Consider the following 23,666-nt stretch of genomic DNA (forward strand, 5'->3'; position numbering starts at 1 on the left):
ACCACGCCGCCGCGAGGCCTGCGACGACAACCCCGGTACGGCGCGCCGCCTACAATCCGTGCATGCCCGACTCCACACTCCTGGTTGCCCGCCGCCTCCTGCTGGCGCTGGCCCTCGCCACCCCCTTCGCCGCCGTGCAAGCGCAGAACGCGCCCGCGGCCGCGCCGGCTGCAGCGGACCCTTCGCTACAGAATCAGGAGCAGCAGTCCGACGCCCGACGCAACCAGAAGATCGAGCACCTGCACACCGAGGACAGCGGCGCCTCGGTCGACGAGGTCCGCTACGGCGGCCGCACCCAGAGCATCAACGTGACGCCCAAGGCCAACATGCCCGGCTACCAGGTGCTGCCGAACGATCCGTCCGGCGCGCGTCCCAACGCGGCCGACGGCCCCGCGGGCACCTCGCCCCGGGTCTGGAACGTCATGAAGTTCTGACCGTGCGACGCATCGCAGCGGCAGCCGCATCCCAACCGCGCTGAGGGCGCTTTCCATGGCAGTCTTTACCGAAGTCGAATTCGGCGAGGCCGACGCGCTCGTGCAGCGCCTCGGCCTGGGCCCCCTGCGCGAACTGCGCGGCATCGAGGGCGGCATCGAGAACACCAACTACTTCGCCACCACCGAGTCGGGCGAGTACGTTCTCACGCTGTTCGAGCGCCTGAGCGCCGAGCAGCTCCCCTACTATCTTTGCCTGATGAAGCACCTGGCCGCGCGCGGCCTGCCGGTGCCCGAGCCGGTGGCCGATCCGGCCGTGCAGCCGATAGCCGCCCAGGACGCGCATCCGTTGTCGGTGCCGGCCAACGCGCCCTGCGAGCTGCTGCTCGAGGTGGCGGGCAAGCCGGCCGCGCTGGTGCGCAAGCTCGCGGGCCGCAGCGAGCTCGCGCCGGGCCCCGCGCACTGCGCCGAACTCGGCGCGCTGCTGGCGCGCATGCATCTGGCGGGACGCGACTTCCCGCGCATCCAGCCCAACCTGCGCGGCCTGCCCTGGTGGAACGACACCGTGCCGGTGGTGCTGCCCCACATCGACGAGGCCCAGTCGGCGCTGCTGCGCGGCGAACTGGCCTACCAGAACCACGTGGCCGAGTCCTCGGCCTATGCGGCCCTGCCGCGCGGGCCGGTGCATGCCGACCTGTTCCGCGACAACGCGATGTTCGAGACCGGCCATGAGGAAGGTGCCGCCCCGCGCCTGACCGGCGTGTTCGACTTCTACTTCGCGGGCACCGACACCTGGCTGTTCGACCTCGCCGTGTGCCTCAACGACTGGGCCATCGACCTGCCGAGCGGCCGCCACGACGAGGAGCGTGCCGACGCGCTGCTCGCCGCCTACGAGGGCGTGCGCCCGCTCAACGCCTCGGAACGCGCTCTGCTGCCCGCGATGCTGCGCGCCGCGGCGCTGCGCTTCTGGATCTCCCGCCTCTGGGACTTCCACCTGCCGCGCGAGGCCAGCATGCTCAAGCCCCACGACCCGACGCACTTCGAGCGCGTGCTGCGCGAGCGCGTGCGGCACCCGCACGTCATGGCCCGCGCCCTCGAGCCCGTGACCGCCTGACCCGTACCCCATGAAACTCCACCTCGTGCCGGCCAAGACCGGCGCCCAATGGGTCCGCCTCGGACTCAAGACCTTCTGGCGGCAGCCGCTGGCCTTCGTGTCGCTGTTCTTCCTGCTGATGGCGCTGATCTCGACGCTGTCGGTGGTGCCGCTGCTGGGCAGCGTGCTGGCGCCGGTGCTGCTGCCGTTCATGACGCTGGGGCTGATGGTCGCCACCGCGGTGGCCTATGACGACGAGCAGGCCGGCAACGACGGCGTGGCCGGCACGCGTCGGCCCACCGGCTCGGCGATGTTCGTCGAGGTCTTCGCCGCGCTGCGCGCCGAATGGCGTCCGCTGGTGGTGCTGGGCCTGATCTCGGCCGTGTACTTCGTGCTCGCGGTGCTGGCCACCGCGCTGGTCGACGGCGGCCAGCTCGCGCGTGCCTACCTGCTCGACGAGGCGCTGTCGCCCGAGGTGCTGGCCAGCAGCGAGTTCCAGGTCGCGCGCATGGTCCACCTGTGCCTGAACCTGCCACTGTCGCTCGCGATGTGGCATGCGCCCGCGCTGGTGCACTGGCACCGCGTGGAGCCGGTGAAGAGCATCTTCTTCAGCATCGTGGCGCTGTTCCGCAACTTCGGCGCCTATGCGCTGTTCGGCATCGCCTGGTTCGGCGTGTTCCTGCTGGCCGGCATCGCGGTCGGCCTGATCGCCACCGTGCTGGTGGGCGTGGGCGCCGTGGGCGCGGGCTCGGGCGCCACCGCGATCGGCACCGTGCTGATCGTGGGCACGGCGCTGGTGCTGGCGGCGATGTCGCTGGCCTCGACCTGGTTCACCTTCCGCGACAGCTTCGACCCGAACTGAGCCGGGCGGCCCCGCGGGCCGCGCCCCGACTCAGACCGGCGTGAGCTTGGCCACCGACAGCGCCAGCCACTTCACGCCGTGGCGCGTGAACTTGACCTGCGCTCGCGCATCGTCGCCGCTGCCCTCGAGCGCGGTCACCGTACCTTCGCCGAACTTGTTGTGGAACACCTGCATGCCCGAGCGCAGGCCGTGCGAGGGCGCGGCCTTCTGGGGCGGCACGGGCGGGCTCGCGAAGGTCTCCTTGCCGGCGCCGCCACCGTAGGACTTGCCGCTGTATCCGCCGCCACCCGCGCCGCGCGTGCTGCCATAGCCGTTGCCATAGCCGAAGGCCGAGTTGCCGAAGGCCTGGTTCTTGGGCGTGAGCCACTTGAGCGCGCCCTCGGGCAGCTCGTCGAAGAAGCGGCTCTTGACGTTGTAGCGGGTCTGGCCGTGCAGCATGCGGGTCTGCGAATGGCTCAGGTACAGCCGCTTGCGCGCGCGCGTGATCGCCACGTACATCAGGCGGCGCTCCTCCTCGAGGCTCTCGTAGTCGCTCATCGAGTTCTCGTGCGGGAACAGGCCCTCTTCCATGCCGGTGATGAACACGCAGTCGAATTCGAGACCCTTGGCGGCATGCACCGTCATCAGCTGCACCGCGTCCTGGCCGGCCTGGGCCTGGTTGTCTCCCGATTCGAGCGCCGCGTGCGTGAGGAAGGCCGCGAGCGGGCTCAGCGTTTCGCCGGTTTCGGCGTCGGGCGCCAGCGGCTCGTCGAGCAGCGGCCGGCCCGGGTCGATGCCCTGGCTCGCGGGCGACTGGCGCAGCTCGTCGACCGGCAACGCCACCGCGTCGCGGCCGAAGCCTTCCTGGGTGACGAAGCTCTCGGCCGCGTTCACCAGTTCCTCCAGGTTCTCGATGCGGTCGGCGCCTTCGCGGTCGGCCCGGTAGTGCTCGACCAGGCCGCTGTGATCGAGCACCAGCTCGATGATCTCGCGCAGGCTCACGCCCTGCGTCTGTTCGCGCAGCACGTCGATCTTGGCGACGAAGGCCGTGAGGTTCGAGCCGGCCTTGCCGCCGACCGCGTGCACCGCGTCGTGCAGCGAGCGGCCCGCGGCGCGCGCGGCGTCCTGCAGCTGCTCGAGCGTGCGCGCGCCGATGCCGCGCGGCGGGAAGTTGACGACCCGCAGGAAGCTGGTGTCGTCGTCCTTGTTCTCGAGCAGGCGCAGGTAGGCCAGCGCATGCTTGATTTCGGCGCGCTCGAAGAAGCGCAGACCGCCGTACACGCGGTACGGCACCGAGGCATTGAACAGCGCGGTTTCGATCACCCGGCTCTGCGCGTTGCTGCGGTAGAGCACGGCCATCTCCTTGCGGTCGATGCCGTCGCGCACCAGCTGGCGCATCTCCTCGACCATCCACTGCGCCTCTGCGAGGTCGCTCGAGGACTCGTAGACGCGCACCGGCTCACCGGGGCCTTGATCGGTGCGCAGGTTCTTGCCCAGGCGCTTCTTGTTGTGGCTGATGAGCTCGTTGGCCGAGTCGAGGATGTTGCTGTAGCTGCGGTAGTTCTGCTCCAGCTTGATCTGGTGGCGCACATCGAACTCGCGCACGAAGTCGGCCATATTGCCCACGCGCGCGCCGCGGAAGGCATAGATGCTCTGGTCGTCGTCGCCCACGGCGACCACGCTGTTCTCGCCCGGCACGAACTGGCCCGCGACGGTGTTGCCCGCGAGCATCTTGATCCAGGCGTACTGCAGCCGGTTGGTGTCCTGGAACTCGTCGATCAGGATGTGGCGGAAGCGCCGCTGGTAGTGCTCGCGCACCGGTTCGTTGTCGCGCAGCAGCTCGTAGCTGCGCAGCATCAGCTCGCCGAAGTCGACCACGCCCTCGCGCTGGCACTGCTCCTCGTAGAGACGGTAGAGCTCGACCTTCTTGCGGTCGTCCTCGCTGCGGATCTCGACCGCGTCGGGGCGCAGGCCGTCTTCCTTGGCGCCCGCGATGAACCATTGCGTCTGCTTGGCCGGGAAGCGCTCGTCGTCGACGTTGAACTGCTTCATCAGCCGCTTGATGGCCGAGAGCTGGTCCTGCGTGTCGAGGATCTGGAAGGTCGACGGCAGGTTGGCCAGCTTCCAGTGCGCGCGCAGGAAGCGGTTGCACAGGCCGTGGAAGGTACCGATCCACATGCCGCGCACGTTGACCGGCAGCATCGCCGTGAGCCGCGTCATCATCTCCTTGGCCGCCTTGTTGGTGAAGGTCACGGCCAGGATGCCGCCGGCGGACACCTGGCGCGTCTGCAGCAGCCAGGCGATGCGGGTGGTGAGCACGCGGGTCTTGCCCGAGCCGGCGCCCGCGAGGATCAGCGCGTTGCCGGCCGGCAGCGTGACCGCTGCGAGCTGCTCGGCGTTGAGGTTGTGCAGCAGCGGCAGGTCGACCGGCGGCGGGGTGCGGTCATCGGCCGCGAATTCTTCGAACATCCGTCGATTGTAGAAACCACGGCGTATGCGGGTTATATGAAGTTCCGGAAGACCTCCCCACGGGAGGCTGCGTAGAATCAATCACCGGGCCCAAGTTTTTGTGCCCGGTTTTTTGTGCGCGTCGCCCGCCCCCGCAGGGGCTTTCGCAGCGACGCCGCCGAAGCCGGCCAGACCAAGCGCTCACTCGTTTTCAACGACTTCCTCCAGGAGCTTGGTTTCATGCAAATCTTCGATTACGACAACATCCTGCTGCTGCCGCGCAAGTGCCGCGTGGAGAGCCGCTCCGAGTGCGACACCAGCGTCACGCTCGGCGGCCGCACCTTCCGCCTGCCGGTGGTTCCCGCCAACATGAAGACGGTGGTGGACGAGTCCATCTGCCTGTGGCTGGCGCAGAACGGCTACTTCTACGTCATGCACCGCTTCGACCTCGACAATGTCGCGCTCGTCAAGCGCATGCAGGGCCATGGCGTGTTCGCCTCGATCTCGCTGGGCGTGAAGAAGGCCGACTACGACACGGTCGACCAGCTCGTCGCGCAGGGGCTGGTGCCCGAGTATGTGACGATCGACATCGCGCACGGCCATGCCGACAGCGTGAAGAACATGATCGGCTACCTCAAGCAGAAGCTGCCCGCGACCTTCGTGATCGCCGGCAACGTCGGCACGCCCGAGGCGGTGATCGACCTCGAGAACTGGGGCGCGGACGCGACCAAGGTCGGCATCGGCCCGGGCAAGGTCTGCATCACCAAACTCAAGACCGGCTTCGGCACCGGCGGCTGGCAGCTCAGCGCGCTCAAGTGGTGCTCGCGCGTGGCGACCAAGCCGATCATTGCCGACGGCGGCATCCGCGACCACGGCGACATCGCCAAGAGCGTGCGCTTCGGCGCCTCGATGGTGATGATCGGCTCGCTGTTCGCGGGCCACGAGGAATCGCCGGGCCAGACCGTCGAGGTCGACGGCGCGCTGTTCAAGGAGTACTACGGCTCGGCCAGCGACTTCAACAAGGGCGAGTACAAGCACGTCGAGGGCAAGCGCATCCTTGAGCCCATCAAGGGCAAGCTGGCCGACACGCTGGTCGAGATGGAGCAGGACGTGCAGAGCTCGATCAGCTACGCGGGCGGCCGCACGCTGATGGACATCCGCAAGGTCAACTACGTCACCTTGGGCGGCGACAACGCAGGCGAACACCTGCTGATGTAGGCCTTCAGGACTCGAGCAGCTGCACCGCGAGCCGGTGCAGCCGGTGCGAGGAATCGGCCAGCGCGTCGACCACGCCGAAGTGGTCGAGGCCCGGCAGTAGCTCGCACACCGGCACCGCCCGCGAGCCCCAGGCCTCGCGGATCATCGCGTTGTGGCGGATGAATTCCTCGCTCTCGTTGCCGCCCGCCACAGCGTAGAGCAGCCCGCGCTTCGGCGCCGGCCAGTACGCGGGGCTCGCGCGGCGCACGTCCTCGTCGCTGAGCCGCAGCACCTGCTCGAGGAAGGGCGTGCGCTGCAGCGGCGCGAGGTCGTACAGGCCCGAGATCGACAGCGCATTGCGCACCAGGTGCTCGGGCAGGTCCGGCGCCACGGCCTTCCAGTCGCAGGCCAGCAGCGCCGCCGCCATGTGGCCGCCGGCCGAATGCCCGGCCACCGTGATCCGCGCGGGATCGCCACCATGCGCCGCGATGTGGCGCCAGGTCCATGCGAGCGCGCGCACCATCTGCAGCACGATGCCCGGCACCGTCACCGGTTGCTCGGGCGTGCCGGGGCACAGCGCGTAGTTGGGCTGCACCACGCAGACGCCGCGGTCGTTGAAGGCGGGCGCGATGAAGGAATGGTCCTTCTTGTCCATCGCGCGCCAGTAGCCGCCGTGGATGAAGACCAGCACGGGCGCGTCGGGCACGGGCGCCGGGAACACGTCGAGCGTTTCGTTGACGCCCTCGCCGTAGCGCAGGTCGATCCGGCTCGGCAGCGCATCGCGCGCCGCGGCGGATTCGCGCGCCCAGCGCGCGAAGTACGCCGGGTGTTCCTTCACCCGCGCGAGGTTGTTGTACATGCCTTCGAGCCAGGCGGGGTCGCGCGAGGGGGTCATGGGGTTGCCGGGGTCCGGTGCCGTTTCTGGGAGGCGCGCATCTTGGCATGCGGCGAGCACGCTGCCGCGAGTTCCGGCTAAAATTCGCCTCGCGTTGGGGGGGTAGCTCAGCTGGGAGAGCGCCGCGTTCGCAATGCGGAGGTCGGGAGTTCGATCCTCCTCCTCTCCACCAACCGACAAAAAAGGGCCTTGGCATCCGCCAAGGCCCTTTTGCTTTGGTGCATCGCGTATCAGTCGAGCGCGAGGTGCTGGCCGTGCAGCGCCGCCGCGCCGGGCGACGCGAGAAAGCCGATGGTCTGCGCGGCGACCGCGGTCGACACCCATTCGGCCGGGTTCGCATCGGGCATCGCCTGCCGGTTGGCCGGCGTGTCGAGCACGCTGGGCGCCACGCTGTTGATGTTGACGCCATGCGGCGCCGCCTCGGCCGCCATCGCCTCGACCAGCCGCTGCAGCGCGCTCTTCGACGCGATGTACGACGCCATCGCGGGCAGGCCGCGCGCCGCGACCTTCGCCGTCACCGCGACGATGCGGCCGGCGCGGCGTTCGATCATCGAGGGCAGCAGCGCCTGCGTCACGGCCACGAAGGACCAGGCGTTGAGGTTCATCATCCGGTCCCAGCTCTCGCGCGTGAGCGCGTGCGTCGCCTCGCCCATCTCGAAGCCGCCGGCGATGTGCACCAGCGCATCGACGCGGCCGAAGGCCTTGAGGATCTGCTCGGACAGGCCGGCCATCGAGGCGGCAGAGGTCACGTCGCCGGCCAGCAGCAGGTGCTGCGAGTTGTCGAGGCCCGGGAACACTTCGGACAGGCGCCCGGCGTGGTGGTCGATCAGCGCGGCGCGCGCGCCCTGTGCGAGGAAGTGTTGTGCAACGGCGCGCCCGAGTGCGCCCGCGGCACCGGTGATCACGACATGCGGCGCGGTGTTGGCATCGCTCATGGAAGTTCTCCTGAATGGGAAAGAGAGGGGGCGAACCCCCTTCGTCGGTGCCGAATGCTAATCCGCCACACACGCCGCATACAAAAATTTTGAGAACAACGAATTTCTACGCTATACTCGCAGACTTGCCTGAAAACGAATATGTTTTCAACGCAAGGGCTCTTAGCTCAGTTGGTAGAGCAGCGGACTCTTAATCCGTAGGTCGAGTGTTCGAGTCACTCAGGGCCCACCACCAACACTGAAAACGGCCGAAATCCTTCTGGGTTTCGGCCGTTTTTCTTTGTGCGTCCGCACTGCTTGCCTTGGCGCGGGTGGCAGGCCCGCCGGACCTGCCACGATCGATGCTCAATCCACCGGCGTTACTTGGGCGAGTAGGTCATCTTCGTCGCGACCATCGGCGACTTCGGATCGACACCCTTGAGCAACTGGCCGCGATAAGGTCCTTCGGCCGCCAGCCAGAACTCCTTGGTGGCCGATGGGCCGACCAGCGAACCCAGCGTCAGCTTCAGCGTGAACTTGCAGGTGCTGAACGTGCCCAGCGGCGTCTCCAGCTTTTCGCGACCGCTGTAGCTGAGCTCGCCCTTCGCGGGCAGCGTACGCGTCGAGACGACGCTGCCGTTGGAGGTCTCGGTCTTGGTCACGGAAGACTCCTTGCTCACGACCTGCCCGGGCTTCATGTCGATCGGGAACGAGAACGGCGGTTCGAACACCTGCGATGCGTAGCCTGTGTACTCCCGGGGCACGATGGCGGGAAGCTTCATGTCGTCGGCGAACTTGTCATCGATCTTGCTGTGGTACGAGGTCGACTTTCCATAGAGGAAGAGATTGCCGCCGACCAGGTCCTTGTATTCCTTCTTGACGATGCGCTGCTCGAAGGCTGGATAGGAACTGACCTCCGTGCCGACGTTGAAGGCCACCGGCGTGGCACCGGCGAAGGCCTCGCGCCCTTCGGTCACGCTCTTCCTGCGGAAGGAGTCGGTCTCGGGATCCTTGCCTGGCACGACCGCCTCGAAGTCGAGCAGAGTGCCTTCGCGGAAATCGGCTTCGTTGAAGCAAGGCGCGGAACTCTCGGCCTGCGGGTCCGGTGCGGGCGCCGGTGCCGGCGCGGGTGCCGACGCGATGGGCAGCAACGGGAAGCCTCCCCCGCCTCCCCCGCCGCCGCCACAGGCCGAAATTGCCGCAGCCGCGGCTGCGATGGAAAGCAGGCGCGCGCGCGGCATCCTGCTGAAATCTGCGCTTCTCATGACTTCTCCCTTGTGTGACAACAACCGACAAAAAAACTTGCAGTTGTCACGGAAGAATACGTTTGACCCTCGCGGGCGCACACCTCCTTACGGAGGAATAAGTCACGTGGTCCGAATCAAGGTGCTGAACGATCGTGAACCACGTCGCAGCGATTCGGCGTCGTCACACAGCACGCGCATTCGCGTGAAGGCCTCAACCCGCAGACCGCCGCTCCAGCCAGTCGGAGGCATAGGCCGCCAGCAACGCCTGCCTGTCGACCACCTCGGCCTCCAGGTACTGCCGCGCATGCGCCTGCGCGAGCTCGCTCGCGAGAAACCAGCGCTCGCGCTCGCCGCTGCCCAGGGGTGGCGGCGTGCCCCAGGTGGCGCCGTCCTCGCCGCGGAAGGCCTCGGTGATGGGCAGCCGGCCGCCCGTCATGCCGATCTCCGACAGCATGCTGCGCGGACCGTCGAGCGCGATGCGCACGCGCAGGTCGTCGCCATCGACCTCGACGATCGCGCCGAGTCCACCCTTCTGATGCACCCGCCACAGTTGCGCCGGCGAGGCACTGCGGATCCAGCTCTGCAGCGCGGCCTTCAGCGCCTTGAGGATGATTTCCTTGTCCATTTCCACACTATTTCACATTTTTGAATGACGGCTGCATCGCCGCCCCTGGCCACGCAGTGGCGGGTCGCGTGCCCCATGGCATCTTGCTGTTGCTGTCACACAGCGCCCCATAACAATGACCACAGGGACCAGAAACCGAAGCCAGAAAAGCTCGTTGCCACACCCGCCTCGGCGGGTATTTTTTTGCCCGCGCACGCGCCCATGAAACGCCGTCCGATGAGCCGCCACGCGGGTGGCTTTTCGGGCCTACGCTATATTTCCGCCCCATGGAAAAGGCTTCCGACATCGGCAAACCCACCGTGCCCATCGATCTGATCGGGCCGGAACACTGGCACCGCTCCAGGCGCCGCAACGGGCGCACCGCCAGGGTCCTCTTCGCGATCGTCGGCGGCCTCGCGGCGGCCGGTGCGATTGCCTACCGCTACTTCGGACTCGGCCGCTGAACACACTCATGAAAAAGGCCCGCCGTCCGCGAGGACGGCGGGCCTTTGCGTTGGCACCGGTTCATTGCAGCCGCGATCCCTTCGGCAGCCGCCTGGCCAGCCACTCGTGCACGTCGGCGCGGATGTGGCGGCCCTCGAGCAGGAAGTTCTCGAAGCGGCTCGGCACGTACGGCAGGTACACGAGCGGCATGCCGGCCTCCTCGGGCGTGCGCGCGGCCTTGCGGCCGTTGCACGCGGCACAGGCTGTCACGAGGTTGGTCCAGCTCCAGGCACCGCCACGCGATGCCGGCAGCACGTGCTCGCACTGCAGCACCTGCTCCGCGAACACGCCCGCGCAGTAGGCGCAGGTATGGCGGTCGCGGCGCAGCAGCTTGCGCTTGGTGAGGCCGGGCACGACATCGAAGAGGTTGATCTTCGAGGCCCCGCGCAGCGCGATGATCGGCGCGACCTCGATGCGCGATTGCACGCCGCGCGCCACGTTGAAGCCGCCGCGCATGGTGGCCAGCGGCGTGTCGCCGCCTTCCCAGGCCACGTCGTCGCAGGCGTAGTGCAGCACCGCCTGCTCCAGCGAGACCCAGGCTTGCGGCGTGCCCTGGATGTCGAGTTGCAGGACGTGTGAATGCATGGCTCGCCTCCTTTCGCGGCGATGTCGAACGATGGTCGAAAAAGTCTGGGGTACACGAACGGAATCGAACCGTCGTCAGCGGGATCACAACCCGCGGCTCTGCCATTGAGCTACGCGCACCATGGAAAAACGAAAGAAGGATCCGCTACCACTCCCCGACTTCGCGCACACGCTGGTCGAGGTCGAGCTGATCGAGCCGCAGCTCGCGCAACGAGCCGGGCTCGCGCAGGACATCGGTCTTGCGACCGAAGCCCAGGCGCCGCGCCAGCGCGGACACGAAGGGCTTGCGCGCCGGCGCGGGATGCACGGCGATCATGCGGATGGGGCTGTTGCGCTTGCGCATGCGATGACTCCTTGTTGTATGGGTTGAGCGATGTGGTGACAGCATTGGCGTTCCGCAGGGGACTCGAACCCCTGGCTTCCTCCTGGACAGGGAGGCACTCTGGCCGCTGAGTTAGCGGAACGTGATCGAGGAAAAGGCGCTTTCCATTTCGGTTGTGTCCTCACGCGACAGGCCCCGCGCTCTCGCTCGAGGCCCCGTGCGACATCGCCGCACAGGAGTGGTCCACGCTCCTGCACATCCCGCCAGACCGTCCACGCGGCTCATCCTGGCGGTGTGGTGAAGGCACACCCGAAATGGCGAAGCTGCGCGCCGATCCAGTGACGGCTGCGCCTCGCGGCAAGTTGTCGAAGAACACCGGCGGCATCCGTGGACGCCACCGCCGCGGCACGATGGCCGCGAAAAACAAAAAGGCCCGGAACCTTTCGGTGTCCGGGCCTCTGGTGAGAGAGCTTGGGAGGGCATGCGCCTAAGCGCAACCTCCACCCGGTGGCAGTCGACCCTCGAATGCATCAACGCGCGCTTTCGCGTGGTTCAGCGAATGCATGGCGTACGAGCGACCCAGGTTCGCGGCGGGCGACGGCAGGTCGAATCCCTTGCTGAAACCCGCGCGCACGAGCGCCCGGCCCGAGACGGGTCGAATGCTGGAGAGTTGGCGTGCGGTGTTCACGATGGGACCTTGGTGGAAGCTGTCGCGCTTTGAAAAGGGGTGGAGGGATCGGGCCTCTCGCGGCCTGGGCCTGCGAGTGCCTTGCACTGTAAAGAGTCTTTACGAGGGCGTCAACAACCGGGACAATCTTTTTTTGTCTTGTTGTTGTTTTTGAACAGTGCCCCAACTCACCGTCGCACGCCGCCGCAATGTGCTCGCGCTGCATCGCCGTTTTCTCGAGGCGTCCGTGGCCGCCGGCCTGCCCGCCAAGGGACTCGACCAGGCCTTCGCGCGGAAGATCGAGGTGTCGCCGAGCATGTGGAGCCAGATCAAGAGCGCGCGGCCGATCGGCGACAACCTCGCGCGGCAGATCGAGCGGCACTGCGAGGTCGAGGCCGGCTGGCTCGACCGGGAAGACCGGCCCTCTGAAGTGCCCGACGAGGCCGAGGAGCGCTTCGTCGCGATGGCGCGCGAAGCCTGGCGTGCCGCCAATGCCAAGGGCAAGCGCGAACTCGGCGGCTGGCTCAAGAAGAAGATCGCCGAAGACGCGGGGCCCGTCGCGGCGGACAACAAGTGACGCCTCGAAGCTAGGCCGCAAGCGCCGTCTCCACCGCCGCCTCGTCGCCGTACTCCGACGGGTACATCCCCCGCAGCCACCACTCGACGCCACTCAGTTGCGCCTCGAGCGACAGGCCATCGAGGGCCAGGGCGCGCAACGCCCGCATCGAGCGGAAACCGATCAGGCCGTCGATCCCGCCGATGTCGTACCCCAGGCGGATCAGACCGCTTTGCAGGCGCGCCTCGTCGGCGTTGTGAACGAACAGGTCGTGCGGCAGGCCGGCCGCGAGGATGGCGCTGGCCGCCATCGCGAGGTACGGCGTCCTGAACGGGCCCGCGGGCCTCGACGCATGCTGCTCGTACACGCGCTGATGGCTGCCGCGGCATTCGAAGTGCCAGGCCTCGCTGAGCGCCGGGTCGGGCGTGCGATGGATCGGCACCACGCCGAAGCCGCGCGCCAGCGCCCAGAACTCGGCCAGCGGTATGCGCAGCGCACTGAGGTCGACGTCGAAGGCGCGGCCGGCCTCGTGCATGCCGTCGCCCGTGCACGCGCCGAGCGATGGCTGCCGGCCGGGCCCGGCGGCCCGGTCATGGAACAGGTCGGACAGCAGCAGGCGTCCGCCGCGGCGCTCGACCTCCTTGCGGATCGCGGCGAGCGCGCGCCGCGTGTCGGGCGTACACCAGGCCAGGGGCCGCGGCAGCGCGAGCCATTGGCCTGCCACCTTGTAGATCGAGGGCACATCGATCGAAACCAACCGTCCCGGCATGAGCGCTTTCTTTGATGACTGCAATGCGCCGCACGCGGGGCCCGCGCGGCCCTGTCACGGCATGCGGGGATTGGAGTTCATCGTCGCGCCGCGCGCATGCCCCAATTGGAGGAGAAACGCCGCGCGGCGCTACGAGAGGTCGACGCGCGGCCAGTCGAAGCGCTTCCTGGTCGCGCCCTCCTCGAGCACCAGCAGGTCGGTCGACAGCGCGGCCGACCAGCCCTCGGCGCATCGCTCGAAGCGCAGCAGGCCGTAGCCCGATCCACGCTGTGGCAGCTCGCCATCGATCGCCTCGAGCCGCAACGTGCGACCGTCGGGCAATGAAAGGTCCTCGTCGAGCCACAGATCGCCGGGCGAGCAGTTGGCGTACGGCAGGGGCGCGTAGAAGGCCGGCGCGAGCATCACCGCACCGACGCGCACGCCATCCACCGTGACCGCGCCCGAGAAGCTCAGGTGGTAGTCGCCCGAGATGCAGGCGAAGCGCCCCGGCACCGCATCGGCCAGTCGGCCCAGCAGCTCGGCGCGTTCTGCCGGCGCGGCCTGCATCGAGTCCGGCGGGCCGGGATTCGCGGGATCGCAGCCCGGCACCAGCCCCGGCAGCAGCACGCTGCCCGTGAGCAGGCAATGGAAGGCGTCGCTGTCGCGGCCCTCCTCCACCCAGGCGTGGAAGGCCGCGCGCGCCTCGTCCGACAGGGTGCGCACCGCGACCGGCTTGCCCGGCGCGCTGTGCCGGGCGGCCTTGCGCCAGCGTCGCGTGTCGGCCACGAAGAAGCGCACGCCGCCGCGCTCGTAGCGCGCGAAGCCGAAGCGACGCATGCTCTCGCTGCCGTGCATCAGCTGGTAGGCGGTCAACGCGTTCTGCGCGGCCTGCAGCGCATGTTGCTCGCGCAGGCGGCTGTAGCCGCGGCGCGCGAGATGCGGCTTGAACAGCGAGCGGGCCAGCGGGTAGTTGTCGGTGAACTCGTGGTCGTCCACCGTGCACACCGACGGCACCCGCGCCAGCAGTTGCTGCAAGGCGCGCCGCGTGAAGGCCCGCTGGTGCCGGTCGGTGTAGCGCTCGACGGGATTGGTCGAATCGATGATGCCGCCGGTCGCGTCGGCATAGATCTGGTCGCCGAGCATGAACAGCATCTCGGGGCCTCCCGCTCCCAGCTTGCGCACGGTCTTCAACAAGCGCTCGAACGAGGCCGAGGCCGGTTCGCTGTCGAAGGAGAAGCCCGGGTAGCTGCAGCTGCCGATGGCGATGCACAGCGCGCCCTCGCGCGCGGCCAGCATGCGCGGCCTGAGGCGGATCCAGCGGTGTTCCGCCAGCGGTGCATTGCGACGCTGGTGCGACAGCGAGGCGGGAAAGGGCCCGCGCCCCACCTCGCGCTCGCGCACCGCCGCTTCGGCCGCGAAGCGGATCGAGCCCTGCAGCGCCATCAGCTCGGCCGCCTCCGCGGCGGCAGAGAACGCCACCGGCGGCCCTTCCACGACCTCATCGGGCAGCCGCTGCAGTGGCCGGCTCGCGGTCCGTGCATCGAGCGCCGGTGCGTGCGAGACGCACTCGATGCGCGCGCGCTCCCACGCCCCGCCCTCGGGCAGCGGAATGCTGCCGCAGGCCACGCGGATCGCGCTGCTGCCATCGGTGCGGCCCTGCGCGCTGCCGAGCACCCAGGGCCGCCGCGGCGGCGGCAGCAGGAAGCCGTCGCGCGCCACCATCGGCGCGGGAAAGTCGACGATCTCCAGCGGCACGCGATAGAGACGCGACCCCAGGTGCACGATGGCGCTGGCCGCCAGCCCGCGGCTGAGCAGCGCGTCGGCGGCGGTGTCGTCGACCACGAAGGCCACGCGCACGCCGCGCGACGGGCCCGGCGGCATGGCGCAGTACAGGGCCAGTTGCGGGTCGACGTCCATCGGCTCCATCGGCCCGACCCAGGGGCCGGCCCGCGGAAAGCGCACCTCGTGGTTCGGATGCGGGCTCGCCGGCGGGATGTCCTCGTCGACGCCGGGCGCGGCGACGGCCGGCCCATGTTCGCGCGATCCCCAGGCCTGGTTCAGCAAGGCCGCCAGCCGTTCGTAGGGACTGGCCTCGCCGTCGACGCGATCCATCGCCGCCTGGCCGATCAGCGGATCGAGGTGGCCATGGCCCGCGATCAGGTCGCACATGTGCGGCGGCTGCCCCTCGGTCGCCTTGCCGAACAGCGGCACCCAGTCGGGATGGATCTGCGCGAACTGCAGCGACGAGCGCAGCGCCCCTTCCTTGTCGAACAGCTCGTTCTCGCAGCCGTGCACGAAGCGGATCGGCAGCGCCATGTGGCGCGCGATCGCGCTGTCGTTGGCGTAGACGTTGAAGCCGTCCTCGCTGACCAGCCGCTCGTATTCGACGAAGCGCGCCGCATGCGCGAACACGCGCACCGAGGCGTTGCCGAACAGCTTGGGCAGTTCGCGGTGGGTTTGGGCATTGAGGTTGCGGTGCTTGAACAGCTCGGCGTCGAGGAAGCGCACGCGCCTGCAGGTCGCGCAGTCGTCGTCGTGCGGCCGGCCCAGCGTGCCCTCTCCCGGGCAGCGCTCGCCAGGCGGCACCGGCAGCGCCGCGAACAGGCGGTCGACCAGCGATTCGACCAGCGACTCCACCGGCCCGCGCACCGCCAGCGGCACCGTGGTGCGGCCGGCCAGGTTGCGGATGAAGGCCGGCAGCCAGGTCTTGCCCTGCGAGGAGCGCGAACCCACCGTGAACAGGTGCGTCTGCGCGCTCACCAGGCCCGCGAGCTTCGGCAGCAGCGGACGCACGCCGGTGGCCGACACGTAGCCGGCGCTCTCGATCGGATAGGACAGCCGCCCCGCCAGCAGCGCCATCTGGAAGGCCGCCGCGCCGAGGCACTGGCCGAAGGCATGGAGCTGCAGCGGCAGCCCGGCTTCGGGTCCGACGACCCGGTCGCGCTCGTTGCGCAGCAGGTCGAGCACGAAATCGACCGCCTCCGGGATGTCGACCATCGCGACCTGGTCGGCGGTACCCGGCTCCTGCGAGGCTCGCGAACGCGGGCTCAGCCGGGTGTCGAGCACCCAGACCTCCCAGCCCAGGCCATACAGGTGCTCGGCGAAGTTCTGCGTCGTGCCCTTGAAGGTGAAGGTGTGGCCCGACATGCCGAAGGCATGGGTCAGCAGCACCGAGCGCGCGCGCCGCACGGGCACGCCGCACCACTGGCCGTCGAGGAACTCGGGCAGCCCGTCGGCGCCGGGCCGCCGGTAGCGCCACAGCCGAAGCTGCACGTTCTCCACGGCCTCGGTGCCGTCGTCGCTCGACGAGCGACCGCGCCGCACCCACAGCGAATGCGCCTGCGGATGGACGTCGCCCTGCGTGCCGCCGCAGGCCTCACCGCGCAGCTTCAGGTCCTCGCGGCTGGCGACGTCGACCAGCGGGCTGCCGCTGTAGTCGGGCAGCCGGAAATCGAGCATGCGCGACTGCAGCGCGAAGCGCGCGAGCAGCGCCGGATAGGCCACCAGCGTGCCCATCGCCGAGCTGGCGTCGGCGCCGCCAAGCAGTTCGATCGGGGTGTCGCGCACCGCGCGCGCCACGTCGAACGCGAAGTGCGCTTTCGCCACACGGTTGCGCCACGGCGACCACCAGGGCGCCGGCCGGTCGTCGGCATCGAGCGTGATGACCGGGCAGGTGAGCTGGGTGAACAGGTCGGGCCGCAGGTCGGCCGGTACGGCCTTGCCCGGACGGTCGTCGGCCCACCGCCATTGCCACAGCCGCCGCGCGCCATGCCCCACGAGCTGCGGCCAGCTCGCGGCATAGACGATCTCCTTGGTGCCGCGCAGCCGCAGCCGCCGGACCGGATCGGGCCGAGGCACGCCGCCCGGGCGCAGCGTCAGCCCGAGGTCGTACTCCACATGCCGGATCTCGGTGGCGGCCCACCAGGCCCAGAACATGTTGCGGCTGCGCTCGAGCGTGATCTCGGTGTCGCCGCGCCGCCAGTCGAGGTAGCCGCGCAAGATGAACCAGGTCAGTACCGTGCGCGGCAGGCTGGCGATGCGCCGCAGGGTCGCGAGCGGACCGCCGGGCTCCACCGCGAGGATGGAGACCGCGCCGCCGCGGATCTTGTAGCTGACGAAGCGCTCGCTGGCCGGCCTGGCATCGGGGGCCGCGCCCTCGACCAGGGGTTCGAAGCGCAACAGCCCGCGCACGCCCGTGAAGCGATGCCGCGCATCGCTCCACAGCTGCTGCCAATCGAAGGTGTGCATGCTGACCACCATGTCGCAGTCGGCGGTCGGCGTGCCCAGCATGCGGCGCAGCGGACCCCGCAGCGGCAGCGCGCGGCACTCCAGCCGCTCGCGCGCGCGGGCCTCCACCCGCATCGGCCCGGGCCGCGACCAGCCCGCGGTGGAGCGCGGCAGGCCGCGCTGCGGCGCGGGCGTCGGCGTGGCGGTCGGGCCGGCCACGCGCAGCCCGGGCGCCAGGTGCGCCATCGCGCGTTCCGCCAGCGCGGTGATGGTCCACAGCGGATTGCAGCCCAGCGAGGTCGGGACGATCGAACCGTCGAGCACGTAGAGGCCGTGCCAGAGTTCGTTGTCGCCGCGCCAGACCCGCCCCAGGTGGTCGACCACGCCCGAGTCGTGGTTGTCGCCCATCGGGCAGCCGCCGAGCGGATGCACCGTCATCGCGAGCGCATCGGGCTTCGGCCCGGACAGCAAGGTCGCGGCGCCCGGCGGCAGCGCCTGCCAGGTCGGCAGGTGCAGGTGCACGCCGTCGCGCCTCGTGCCCGCATCGAACATGCGCTGCTGCGCGGCGTAGGTGGGCGCCTCCTGCGGCCGCGGCCAGTAGGGGGCGATGCCGTCCATCTCGGGCACCCAGACCGCCCGCCCCTGCGAGCTGTCGTGGCCCATCGCCAGCAGCAGCTGGCTGTGGGCGGCGAGTTCGGGCGAGGCGGCCAGCGGGTCGATGCCCCGCCCATGAGCACGCGGCGATGGCGCGCGCGCGCCGATGTGGCGCAGGGTCCAGGCGATGGCCAGCATCTCCTCGTACAGGCGCGACAGCGGGCCGGGCACGGCGCCGTCCTGCAGCATCACGCGCTCCTGCAGCGGCGGCCGGTCGTCGCCGCTGCCGCGCAGGTCGAGCAGGGTCGTGATCGTCGGTCCCACGGGCCGGCCGGCCTGGGCCTCGGGGAGCGCGCCGCGGCCCACGTTGTCCACCGGCGTCTCGAGGTCGGCGATCACGCTCACGCTGTCGCCGTTCGCGCTCACGCGCGTGCCCAGCGTGGGCGACAGCGTGAAATGCTCGTGCACCTTCTGCGAACGCATCAGCAGCTCGGTGCTGCCGAAGGTGCCGGCCGCGACCACCACCAGCGCGGCCTCGAAGCTGCGGCCGTGCTGCGTCACCAGGTCGGCCATGTTGCGCAGGTCGCGGCTGCGTTCGGTCTCCACCGCGGTGAAGCGCCAGCGGCCGGTCTTGCGCTGCGGCTCGAGGGCATAGACGGTGCAGCGGCTCACGAACTGCACGCCCAGCTCGCCGGCCTGCTTCAGGTAGGTGGTGGGCAGGGTGTGCTTGGCGCCGGGCGTGTTGCAGCCGGTGAAGCAGTCGCCGCAATGGCTGCAGCGCGCCGGGTCGATGGTCAGCGTTGCCGCGTGCACCCGTGGCGCGTGCTTGCGCAGCGTCTTGTCGCGCTGCAGCGTCTCGCAGAGCTTCGCCAGCGCCTGCGACTTGGGCAGCGGTTCGGCCTCGGCGCCGTCCGCGGTGCGGATCGAGAAGCGCGTGCCCTGCAGCTGTTCCCTGGCGCGCGCGAAGGCCGACGGCAGGCGCAGGCCGGGCCTGTCGTCGTCGAGCGCATGGCGGATCTGGGCCGGCCACGCGGGCTGGGCGAAGACGTCGTCGTCGGGCTGCACCAGCACGCCGGCATTGATCAGGCTGCCGCCGCCGAAACCGTTGGCCACCAGCGAAGCCATGCCCGGCCCGACACGCCATTCGAACAGGCCGCAGGGGCTGCCCATCGGCCCCTGCGGGCCCTGGAAACGCAGGTACTTGGGCAGCTGGCCCACGTCGTTGGCGAACTCGCCCGGCAGGAACTCCGAGCCGCGCTCGAGCAGCACCACGCGCCGGCCGGCCTGCGCGAGCCGCAGCGCGGCCACGCTGCCGCCATAGCCCGAGCCGATCACGACGGCATCGAGCTGCAGCGGCTCGGGAGGCTTCCATTCGTCGAAGGGAATGGACAGCGGCTGCGCGGTGGGCGAGGACATGGGACGGCGGGAAACGGGAGAGAGGAAATCGTGGCCCGCCGACGGTGGACCTGGGGGGCGAATACGGACTCAGAGCAAGGCGCGCACCTGCCTCGCGAGCTGGACTTCGTCCACCGGCTTGTGCATCAGCGGCCGGCCGGTGCGGGTCGCCTGCTCGATGCGCGCGGGGGCCGTGTCGCCCGTGATGAAGACGATCGGCAGGTCGGGCGCATCGCGGTTCAGCCGCGCCGCCGTGGAGATGCCGTCCTCGCCGCCGCGCAGGCGCAGGTCGCACAGGCACAGCTGCCAGTTGCCGGGCGGCCCGAGCGCGAGCGCGGCATGCAGGCCGTCGGCGGTGTCCACGTCGGCGCCCCAGGTCTGGAGCAGCGCGCTCAGGCTGTTGCTCACCATCTGCTCGTCGTCGATCACCAGCACGCGCCGGCCGCGCAGATCGGGCATCGGCACCGAGGGGCGCGGCCGCAGGTCGGATTCGTCGGGCGCGCGCGTGAACAGCGCGGGAATGGTCAGCGTGAACTTCGAGCCCTTGCCGGCCGCCGATTCCACCTTCACCTCGCCGCCGAGCATGTGGATCAGCCGGCGCACGATCGACAGCCCGAGGCCGAGGCCGCGGGCCCGGTCGCGCTCCTGGTTGTCGACCTGGAAGAACTCCTCGAAGATCAGCGTCTGGTGTTCGGTCGCGATGCCCTGGCCGGTGTCTTCCACCTCGAAGCGGATCACGGGACCGACGATGTGGGCGCGGATCGCTATCAGGCCCGAGGTGGTGAACTTCACCGCATTGCCCACGATGTTGCGCAGCGCGCGCTCGAGCAGCACCGGGTCGGTCTGGGCCACGAAAGCGCCGCCCTCCACTTCCACCCGCACATTGCGCCCGGCCAGCATGGCGCGCGCCTCGGTGCCCTGGCGCGCCAGCATCTGGCCGATGTCGACCGCCTGCGCGCGCGGCTGCACCGCGCCGGCATCGAGGCGCGACATGTCGAGCAGGTTGTCGAGCAGGTCGCCCAGCACGCGGCTGGCCTCGGCGATGCTGCGCGCGATCTGGCGTTGCTCGTCGGTCTCGGCGTTGTGCGTCAGCACCGCCGTGTAGAGCGCGAGCGCCTGCGCCGGCTGGCGCAGGTCGTGGCTGGCATTGGCCAGGAAGCGCGACTTCGAGACGCTCGCCTCCTCGGCCACGTGGCGCGCCTCCTCGGCCTTGCCGCGCTCCTCCTCGGCGACCACGCGCATCCGCTCGGCCTGCTCGCGCTGCGCGTCGGCCTCGAAGCGGATCAACACCGAGCGCTCGAACACGCTCGCCAGATAGGTCGAGAAGCGCGCCATCACCACCGCGTACATCAGCAGCGACAGCACCACCGCCCAGGCGCGCGGACCGCCGTGCAGCCCCCAGCCCAGCGCCACCAGCGGCACGCCGACCAGCAGGAAGCACAGGTAGCCGCGCGCGAAGGAGGCATAGGTGGCGGCCCCGCCGGCCGCGGCGAGCAGCACGATCACGGTCAGCGCGAGCCGCGACTCGTCGGGCAGCACGCCGAAGAACATCACGGGCAGCAGGCCGATCCAGATGCCGTTGACCAGCGCGATGTAGAAGAACTTGCTCAGCGCCGCGGCGTCGCGCGGCTCGCGGTCGCTCAGCAGGCGCGCGCCCAGCCGCATGCGGTAGGCGTTGGCGCCGATGAACAGCGCCAGCCAGGCGCCGATCAGCACCCACGACACGTGTCGCGCGAGGATCGCGGAAACGAAGGAGCAGCCGACCAGCAAGCCGAGGACGGCGTTGCGCGACTGGGTCGCGAGCAACCCGACCTGCTCGGCGACCAGCGCCGCGGCCCGGTTCCTCATCCGGCTTCCATCGCGCGCCAGCCGAGGCGGGAGAGCTCGTACATGGCCTGGGTGCGGCTGTGGACGTCGAGGATCTCGAACACCACCTTCAGGTGCGACTTCACGGTGGTGTCGGAGATGTTGAGCTCGCGCGCGATCGCCTTGTTCGACTTGCCGTGGGCCAGGCGCAGCAGCACCTCTTCCTGACGCGGCGACAGCCGCAGGCTCGCGAGCCGGTCGGCCGGCGAGGGCTCGTCGGTGCGCGGCGGCTCGAGGCACACCGGCGGCACGTAGATGCCGTCGTCGAGCACCACGCGCAACGCCTGCATCATGGTCGCCGGGTCGAGCGACTTCTTGACGTAGCCCATGGCGCCGTCGTCGATCGCGCGGCGCACCGTGTTGGGGTCTTCGTTGGCCGACAGCACGACCACCGCCTGCTCGGGGAACTGGCCGCGGAACAGGTGCAGCGAGTCGAGCTCGCGCATGCCGGGCATCTCGAGGTCGAGCAGCACGATGTCGAACGGGCCGTGCGTGCGCATGGCCGCGATCGCATCGTGGATGTCGGCGGTCTGGTGCACGCCGATCTTGGGATCGAGCGAGCGCAAAAGAAGTGCCACGCCCTCGCGCACGAGGCCGTGATCGTCAACCAGCAGAATTCTCATCAACCGTTCCCATTCAACTCCGCCTTATTTTCCCAGGCCCGGAATTGTGGGAGCAGTACGCTGGTAGTACAAGCAGGGGGAACTCCTCCTTTAGAGGGATCGACATTCCCCGGGGCTTAGGAAGGTATCGCTCCCCGCAGGATCGCCGCGCGCAGGTCGGGCGGAATCTCGATCGCCCTGTGGGTTTCCAGCGAAGTGGTCACCAGCACCTGGCTGACCTGCATGCGCAATTCGCCCGACACCGGCTCGAAGCAGCGCAGCCGCAGCGTCAGCGACCGCGAACCGAGCCGCTCGACCGACAGCCCCAGCGCCACCCGGTCGCCCATGCGGCTCACGGCGCGGAAATCGGCCTCGAGCTTCACGGTCGGCAGCCCGACGCGGCGGCCGGTGACCAGCGCGTCGTAGCCGATGCCGAGCTCCTCGTTGACCCAGTCCTCGACCAGCCCGTTGAGCATCACGAAGTACTGCGGGTAGAAGACGATGCCGGCCGGGTCGCAGTCCGAGAAGCGGATCAGCCGCGGCCGGCTGAATTCGGCGAAGCGCGGCGCGGGCGTCTCGGCCATCGCTCAGCCCTCCTCGCCCGCGGGTTCGCTGCGCATCACGTGCACGCGCAGCTCGCCGAGCTGGGCATGCATCTGCTTGATGGTCTTCATGTCCAGGCCCGAGAACATCTCGAGGATCCACTGCTCGTGCTCGCTCGCCATCGCCTCGAAGCCGGCGCGGCCCTTGGGCGTGAGGCTCACGATCCAGGCCCGGCGGTCCTCGGGGCTGGGCGCGCGCGCCACCACGCCCTCGCGCTCCAGCTCGTCGGTGAGGCCGGTGACGTTGCCGCCGGTCACCATCAGGTAGCGCGAGAGCACGCGCATCTTCAGCCCTTCCCTGTGACGGTAGAGCTGCGCCATGTAGTCGAAGCGCGCCAGCGAGATGCCGAAGCGCTCGCGCAGCCGGCGCCGGATCTCGGCCTCGATCTGGGTGGTGCTGGCCAGCATGCGCAGCCACAGCTTGAGGGCCGCATGGTCCTCGGTGCGCGCGCGCGCCTCGTGGCCCAGTTCCTCGGCGTCGCTCAGCGCGGCATGCGAGGCATCGTTGTGCTTCATGTGACCTCCCCGCCCGAGACCGAGATCGACTGCCCGTTGACCGAGGCGGCGCCCTCGCCGCACAGCCAGCGCACCGCGTCGGCCACCTCCGAGGGCTGCACGATGCGGCGCTGCGGGTTCACGCTCGAGAACTCCGCCAGCGCATCGGCCTCGCTGCGGCCGGTCTTGCCGACCACGTTGGCGACGCTGTTGCGCAGGATGTCGGTGTCGGTGTAGCCCGGGCAGACCGCGTTCACCGTCACGCCCTTGCGCGCCACCTCGAGCGCCAGCGAGCGCGTCAGCCCGATCACGCCGTGCTTGGCCGCGGTGTAGGCGGCCACGTAGGCATAGCCCTTCTGCCCCGCGGTGCTCGCGATGTTGACGATGCGGCCCCAGCCGGCCTCGAGCATGTCGGGCAGCGCCGCCTGGGTGCACAGGAAGCTGCCCGTGAGATTGACCGACAGCATGCGCTGCCAGAGCTCGACCGAAGTCTTGAGGAAGGGCGCGCTCTCGGCCGCGCCCGCGTTGTTGACCAGGATCGCGAGCGGCCCGAGCGCGGCGCGCGCCTGCGCGAAGGCCTGCTGCACGGCCGCCGGGTCCGCCACGTCGGCCGCCACCACGCGGTGCGAGGCGGCGGCGGGCAGCGTGTCGGCCACGCGCTGCAGCGCCTCGCGGTCGCGCCCCAGCAGCGTGAGCACCGCGCCCTCGGCCGCGAGGGTGCGCGCGATCTCGGCGCCGATGCCGCGCGCGGCACCCGTGACCAGGGCATGGCGGCCGGAAAGAGAATTTGCTTGCATGGCAATAATATTTAGTCCTAAACCATTCTAGCGTTT

General features: G+C 69.6%; 20 protein-coding genes and 4 tRNA genes. 8 read left to right on the forward strand and 16 right to left on the reverse strand.

All coding sequences use genetic code 11. The annotated features are described in order from the left end of the window. Positions 1-62 precede the first annotated feature (62 nt). From ACODT0_RS04905 to ACODT0_RS04915, 3 genes are read left to right on the forward strand one after another with little or no spacing between them, the layout of a single operon-like run. Entirely contained in the window at positions 63-434 is a 372-nt protein-coding gene (locus ACODT0_RS04905; RefSeq protein ID WP_057589489.1) for a hypothetical protein, read from the forward strand. Positions 435-489: 55 nt separating this feature from the next. After that, positions 490-1,545 (forward strand): homoserine kinase, encoded by a 1,056-nt coding sequence (locus ACODT0_RS04910; protein WP_489040748.1) that lies wholly within the window; start codon positions 490-492, stop codon positions 1,543-1,545. A 10-nt stretch (positions 1,546-1,555) separates the two neighbouring features. Beyond that, the gene (locus tag ACODT0_RS04915) at positions 1,556-2,386 is read left to right on the forward strand and encodes a BPSS1780 family membrane protein (RefSeq protein ID WP_208508839.1); all 831 of its coding nucleotides are present in this window, start codon (positions 1,556-1,558) and stop codon (positions 2,384-2,386) included. 30 nt (positions 2,387-2,416) lie between these two features. Here ACODT0_RS04915 and ACODT0_RS04920 read toward each other — a convergent pair whose 3' ends face one another. Beyond that, entirely contained in the window at positions 2,417-4,834 is a 2,418-nt protein-coding gene (locus tag ACODT0_RS04920) for a UvrD-helicase domain-containing protein (protein ID WP_489040749.1), read from the reverse strand. A gap of 219 nt (positions 4,835-5,053) precedes the next feature. Here ACODT0_RS04920 and ACODT0_RS04925 point away from each other — a divergent pair, with 219 nt between their 5' ends. Continuing rightward, positions 5,054-6,031 (forward strand): GMP reductase, encoded by a 978-nt coding sequence (locus tag ACODT0_RS04925; protein WP_057589697.1) that lies wholly within the window; start codon positions 5,054-5,056, stop codon positions 6,029-6,031. Positions 6,032-6,035: 4 nt separating this feature from the next. On the opposite strand, the gene ACODT0_RS04930 is transcribed toward ACODT0_RS04925, so the two are convergent. Next, positions 6,036-6,905, reverse strand: a complete 870-nt coding sequence (locus tag ACODT0_RS04930) for an alpha/beta hydrolase (protein ID WP_057589485.1) — start codon at positions 6,903-6,905, stop codon at positions 6,036-6,038. A 96-nt stretch (positions 6,906-7,001) separates the two neighbouring features. Here ACODT0_RS04930 and ACODT0_RS04935 point away from each other — a divergent pair. Continuing rightward, positions 7,002-7,077, forward strand: a tRNA-Ala gene (locus ACODT0_RS04935). A gap of 58 nt (positions 7,078-7,135) precedes the next feature. Here ACODT0_RS04935 and ACODT0_RS04940 read toward each other — a convergent pair. Next, on the reverse strand, positions 7,136-7,840 hold the full coding sequence (locus ACODT0_RS04940) for an SDR family NAD(P)-dependent oxidoreductase (protein ID WP_057589484.1): 705 nt from the start codon (positions 7,838-7,840) through the stop codon (positions 7,136-7,138). A gap of 156 nt (positions 7,841-7,996) precedes the next feature. On the opposite strand from ACODT0_RS04940, the gene ACODT0_RS04945 reads away from it, so the two are divergent. Next, positions 7,997-8,072: transfer RNA gene (locus ACODT0_RS04945), tRNA-Lys, on the forward strand. 127 nt (positions 8,073-8,199) lie between these two features. Here ACODT0_RS04945 and ACODT0_RS04950 read toward each other — a convergent pair. Together ACODT0_RS04950 and ACODT0_RS04955 are read right to left on the reverse strand one after the other, a co-directional pair. After that, on the reverse strand, positions 8,200-9,060 hold the full coding sequence (locus ACODT0_RS04950) for a DUF3108 domain-containing protein (protein ID WP_082321865.1): 861 nt from the start codon (positions 9,058-9,060) through the stop codon (positions 8,200-8,202). Between the two features lie 217 nt (positions 9,061-9,277). After that, positions 9,278-9,691 (reverse strand): hypothetical protein, encoded by a 414-nt coding sequence (locus ACODT0_RS04955; protein ID WP_489040750.1) that lies wholly within the window; start codon positions 9,689-9,691, stop codon positions 9,278-9,280. 266 nt (positions 9,692-9,957) lie between these two features. Here ACODT0_RS04955 and ACODT0_RS04960 point away from each other — a divergent pair, with 266 nt between their 5' ends. Then, complete coding sequence (locus tag ACODT0_RS04960; protein ID WP_172705668.1) at positions 9,958-10,134, forward strand: hypothetical protein; 177 nt, start codon at positions 9,958-9,960, stop codon at positions 10,132-10,134. A 61-nt stretch (positions 10,135-10,195) separates the two neighbouring features. Here ACODT0_RS04960 and ACODT0_RS04965 read toward each other — a convergent pair whose 3' ends face one another. From ACODT0_RS04965 to ACODT0_RS04980, 4 genes are all read right to left on the reverse strand, one after another. Next, a complete protein-coding gene (locus ACODT0_RS04965; RefSeq protein WP_489040751.1) occupies positions 10,196-10,759 on the reverse strand; it encodes an HNH endonuclease in 564 nt (187 codons plus the stop codon). A gap of 46 nt (positions 10,760-10,805) precedes the next feature. Then, positions 10,806-10,879: transfer RNA gene (locus ACODT0_RS04970), tRNA-His, on the reverse strand. 25 nt (positions 10,880-10,904) lie between these two features. Next, positions 10,905-11,102: a short-chain dehydrogenase gene (locus tag ACODT0_RS04975; protein WP_261208293.1), complete on the reverse strand. Its 198-nt coding sequence runs from the start codon at positions 11,100-11,102 to the stop codon at positions 10,905-10,907. A 45-nt stretch (positions 11,103-11,147) separates the two neighbouring features. Further along, positions 11,148-11,223: transfer RNA gene (locus ACODT0_RS04980), tRNA-Asp, on the reverse strand. 703 nt (positions 11,224-11,926) lie between these two features. Here ACODT0_RS04980 and ACODT0_RS04985 point away from each other — a divergent pair. Next, positions 11,927-12,325: a hypothetical protein gene (locus tag ACODT0_RS04985; RefSeq protein ID WP_489040752.1), complete on the forward strand. Its 399-nt coding sequence runs from the start codon at positions 11,927-11,929 to the stop codon at positions 12,323-12,325. Between the two features lie 10 nt (positions 12,326-12,335). Here ACODT0_RS04985 and ACODT0_RS04990 read toward each other — a convergent pair whose 3' ends face one another. The 7 genes from ACODT0_RS04990 to ACODT0_RS05020 all read right to left on the reverse strand — a co-directional run bounded on the left by ACODT0_RS04990 (position 12,336) and on the right by ACODT0_RS05020 (position 23,630). Beyond that, positions 12,336-13,073: a M15 family metallopeptidase domain-containing protein gene (locus ACODT0_RS04990; RefSeq protein WP_489040753.1), complete on the reverse strand. Its 738-nt coding sequence runs from the start codon at positions 13,071-13,073 to the stop codon at positions 12,336-12,338. Positions 13,074-13,202: 129 nt separating this feature from the next. After that, positions 13,203-19,289, reverse strand: coding sequence for an FAD-dependent oxidoreductase (locus ACODT0_RS04995; RefSeq protein WP_489040754.1), 6,087 nt, complete (start codon positions 19,287-19,289; stop codon positions 13,203-13,205). A 69-nt stretch (positions 19,290-19,358) separates the two neighbouring features. Beyond that, a complete protein-coding gene (locus tag ACODT0_RS05000) occupies positions 19,359-21,116 on the reverse strand; it encodes an ATP-binding response regulator (protein ID WP_057590608.1) in 1,758 nt (585 codons plus the stop codon). Then, positions 21,113-21,757, reverse strand: coding sequence for a response regulator (locus tag ACODT0_RS05005; RefSeq protein WP_064262281.1), 645 nt, complete (start codon positions 21,755-21,757; stop codon positions 21,113-21,115). The genes ACODT0_RS05000 and ACODT0_RS05005 overlap by 4 nt, the downstream gene beginning before the upstream one ends. A 116-nt stretch (positions 21,758-21,873) precedes the next feature. After that, complete coding sequence (locus ACODT0_RS05010) at positions 21,874-22,320, reverse strand: acyl-CoA thioesterase (RefSeq protein ID WP_057590610.1); 447 nt, start codon at positions 22,318-22,320, stop codon at positions 21,874-21,876. Positions 22,321-22,323: 3 nt separating this feature from the next. Continuing rightward, positions 22,324-22,854: a MarR family winged helix-turn-helix transcriptional regulator gene (locus tag ACODT0_RS05015; protein ID WP_057590611.1), complete on the reverse strand. Its 531-nt coding sequence runs from the start codon at positions 22,852-22,854 to the stop codon at positions 22,324-22,326. Then, positions 22,851-23,630 (reverse strand): SDR family NAD(P)-dependent oxidoreductase, encoded by a 780-nt coding sequence (locus ACODT0_RS05020; protein WP_057590612.1) that lies wholly within the window; start codon positions 23,628-23,630, stop codon positions 22,851-22,853. Before ACODT0_RS05020 ends, ACODT0_RS05015 begins: the two co-directional genes overlap by 4 nt. Positions 23,631-23,666 lie beyond the last annotated feature (36 nt).

This window comes from Variovorax sp. FG153 (assembly GCF_057809595.1).

What these genes read in the sequence shown, in the direction of transcription:
- ACODT0_RS04960 (WP_172705668.1), top strand. Translation starts at nt 9,958, where the DNA reads ATGGAAAAGGCTTCCGACATCGGCAAACCCACCGTGCCCATCGATCTG.
- ACODT0_RS04955 (WP_489040750.1), bottom strand. Translation starts at nt 9,691, where the DNA reads ATGGACAAGGAAATCATCCTCAAGGCGCTGAAGGCCGCGCTGCAGAGC.
- ACODT0_RS05000 (WP_057590608.1), bottom strand. Translation starts at nt 21,116, where the DNA reads ATGAGGAACCGGGCCGCGGCGCTGGTCGCCGAGCAGGTCGGGTTGCTC.
- ACODT0_RS04940 (WP_057589484.1), bottom strand. Translation starts at nt 7,840, where the DNA reads ATGAGCGATGCCAACACCGCGCCGCATGTCGTGATCACCGGTGCCGCG.
- ACODT0_RS04910 (WP_489040748.1), top strand. Translation starts at nt 490, where the DNA reads ATGGCAGTCTTTACCGAAGTCGAATTCGGCGAGGCCGACGCGCTCGTG.
- ACODT0_RS04965 (WP_489040751.1), bottom strand. Translation starts at nt 10,759, where the DNA reads ATGCATTCACACGTCCTGCAACTCGACATCCAGGGCACGCCGCAAGCC.
- ACODT0_RS04905 (WP_057589489.1), top strand. Translation starts at nt 63, where the DNA reads ATGCCCGACTCCACACTCCTGGTTGCCCGCCGCCTCCTGCTGGCGCTG.
- ACODT0_RS05005 (WP_064262281.1), bottom strand. Translation starts at nt 21,757, where the DNA reads ATGAGAATTCTGCTGGTTGACGATCACGGCCTCGTGCGCGAGGGCGTG.
- ACODT0_RS04990 (WP_489040753.1), bottom strand. Translation starts at nt 13,073, where the DNA reads ATGCCGGGACGGTTGGTTTCGATCGATGTGCCCTCGATCTACAAGGTG.
- ACODT0_RS05010 (WP_057590610.1), bottom strand. Translation starts at nt 22,320, where the DNA reads ATGGCCGAGACGCCCGCGCCGCGCTTCGCCGAATTCAGCCGGCCGCGG.
- ACODT0_RS04920 (WP_489040749.1), bottom strand. Translation starts at nt 4,834, where the DNA reads ATGTTCGAAGAATTCGCGGCCGATGACCGCACCCCGCCGCCGGTCGAC.
- ACODT0_RS04930 (WP_057589485.1), bottom strand. Translation starts at nt 6,905, where the DNA reads ATGACCCCCTCGCGCGACCCCGCCTGGCTCGAAGGCATGTACAACAAC.
- ACODT0_RS04995 (WP_489040754.1), bottom strand. Translation starts at nt 19,289, where the DNA reads ATGTCCTCGCCCACCGCGCAGCCGCTGTCCATTCCCTTCGACGAATGG.
- ACODT0_RS05020 (WP_057590612.1), bottom strand. Translation starts at nt 23,630, where the DNA reads ATGCAAGCAAATTCTCTTTCCGGCCGCCATGCCCTGGTCACGGGTGCC.
- ACODT0_RS04950 (WP_082321865.1), bottom strand. Translation starts at nt 9,060, where the DNA reads ATGCCGCGCGCGCGCCTGCTTTCCATCGCAGCCGCGGCTGCGGCAATT.
- ACODT0_RS04925 (WP_057589697.1), top strand. Translation starts at nt 5,054, where the DNA reads ATGCAAATCTTCGATTACGACAACATCCTGCTGCTGCCGCGCAAGTGC.
- ACODT0_RS04915 (WP_208508839.1), top strand. Translation starts at nt 1,556, where the DNA reads ATGAAACTCCACCTCGTGCCGGCCAAGACCGGCGCCCAATGGGTCCGC.
- ACODT0_RS05015 (WP_057590611.1), bottom strand. Translation starts at nt 22,854, where the DNA reads ATGAAGCACAACGATGCCTCGCATGCCGCGCTGAGCGACGCCGAGGAA.
- ACODT0_RS04975 (WP_261208293.1), bottom strand. Translation starts at nt 11,102, where the DNA reads ATGCGCAAGCGCAACAGCCCCATCCGCATGATCGCCGTGCATCCCGCG.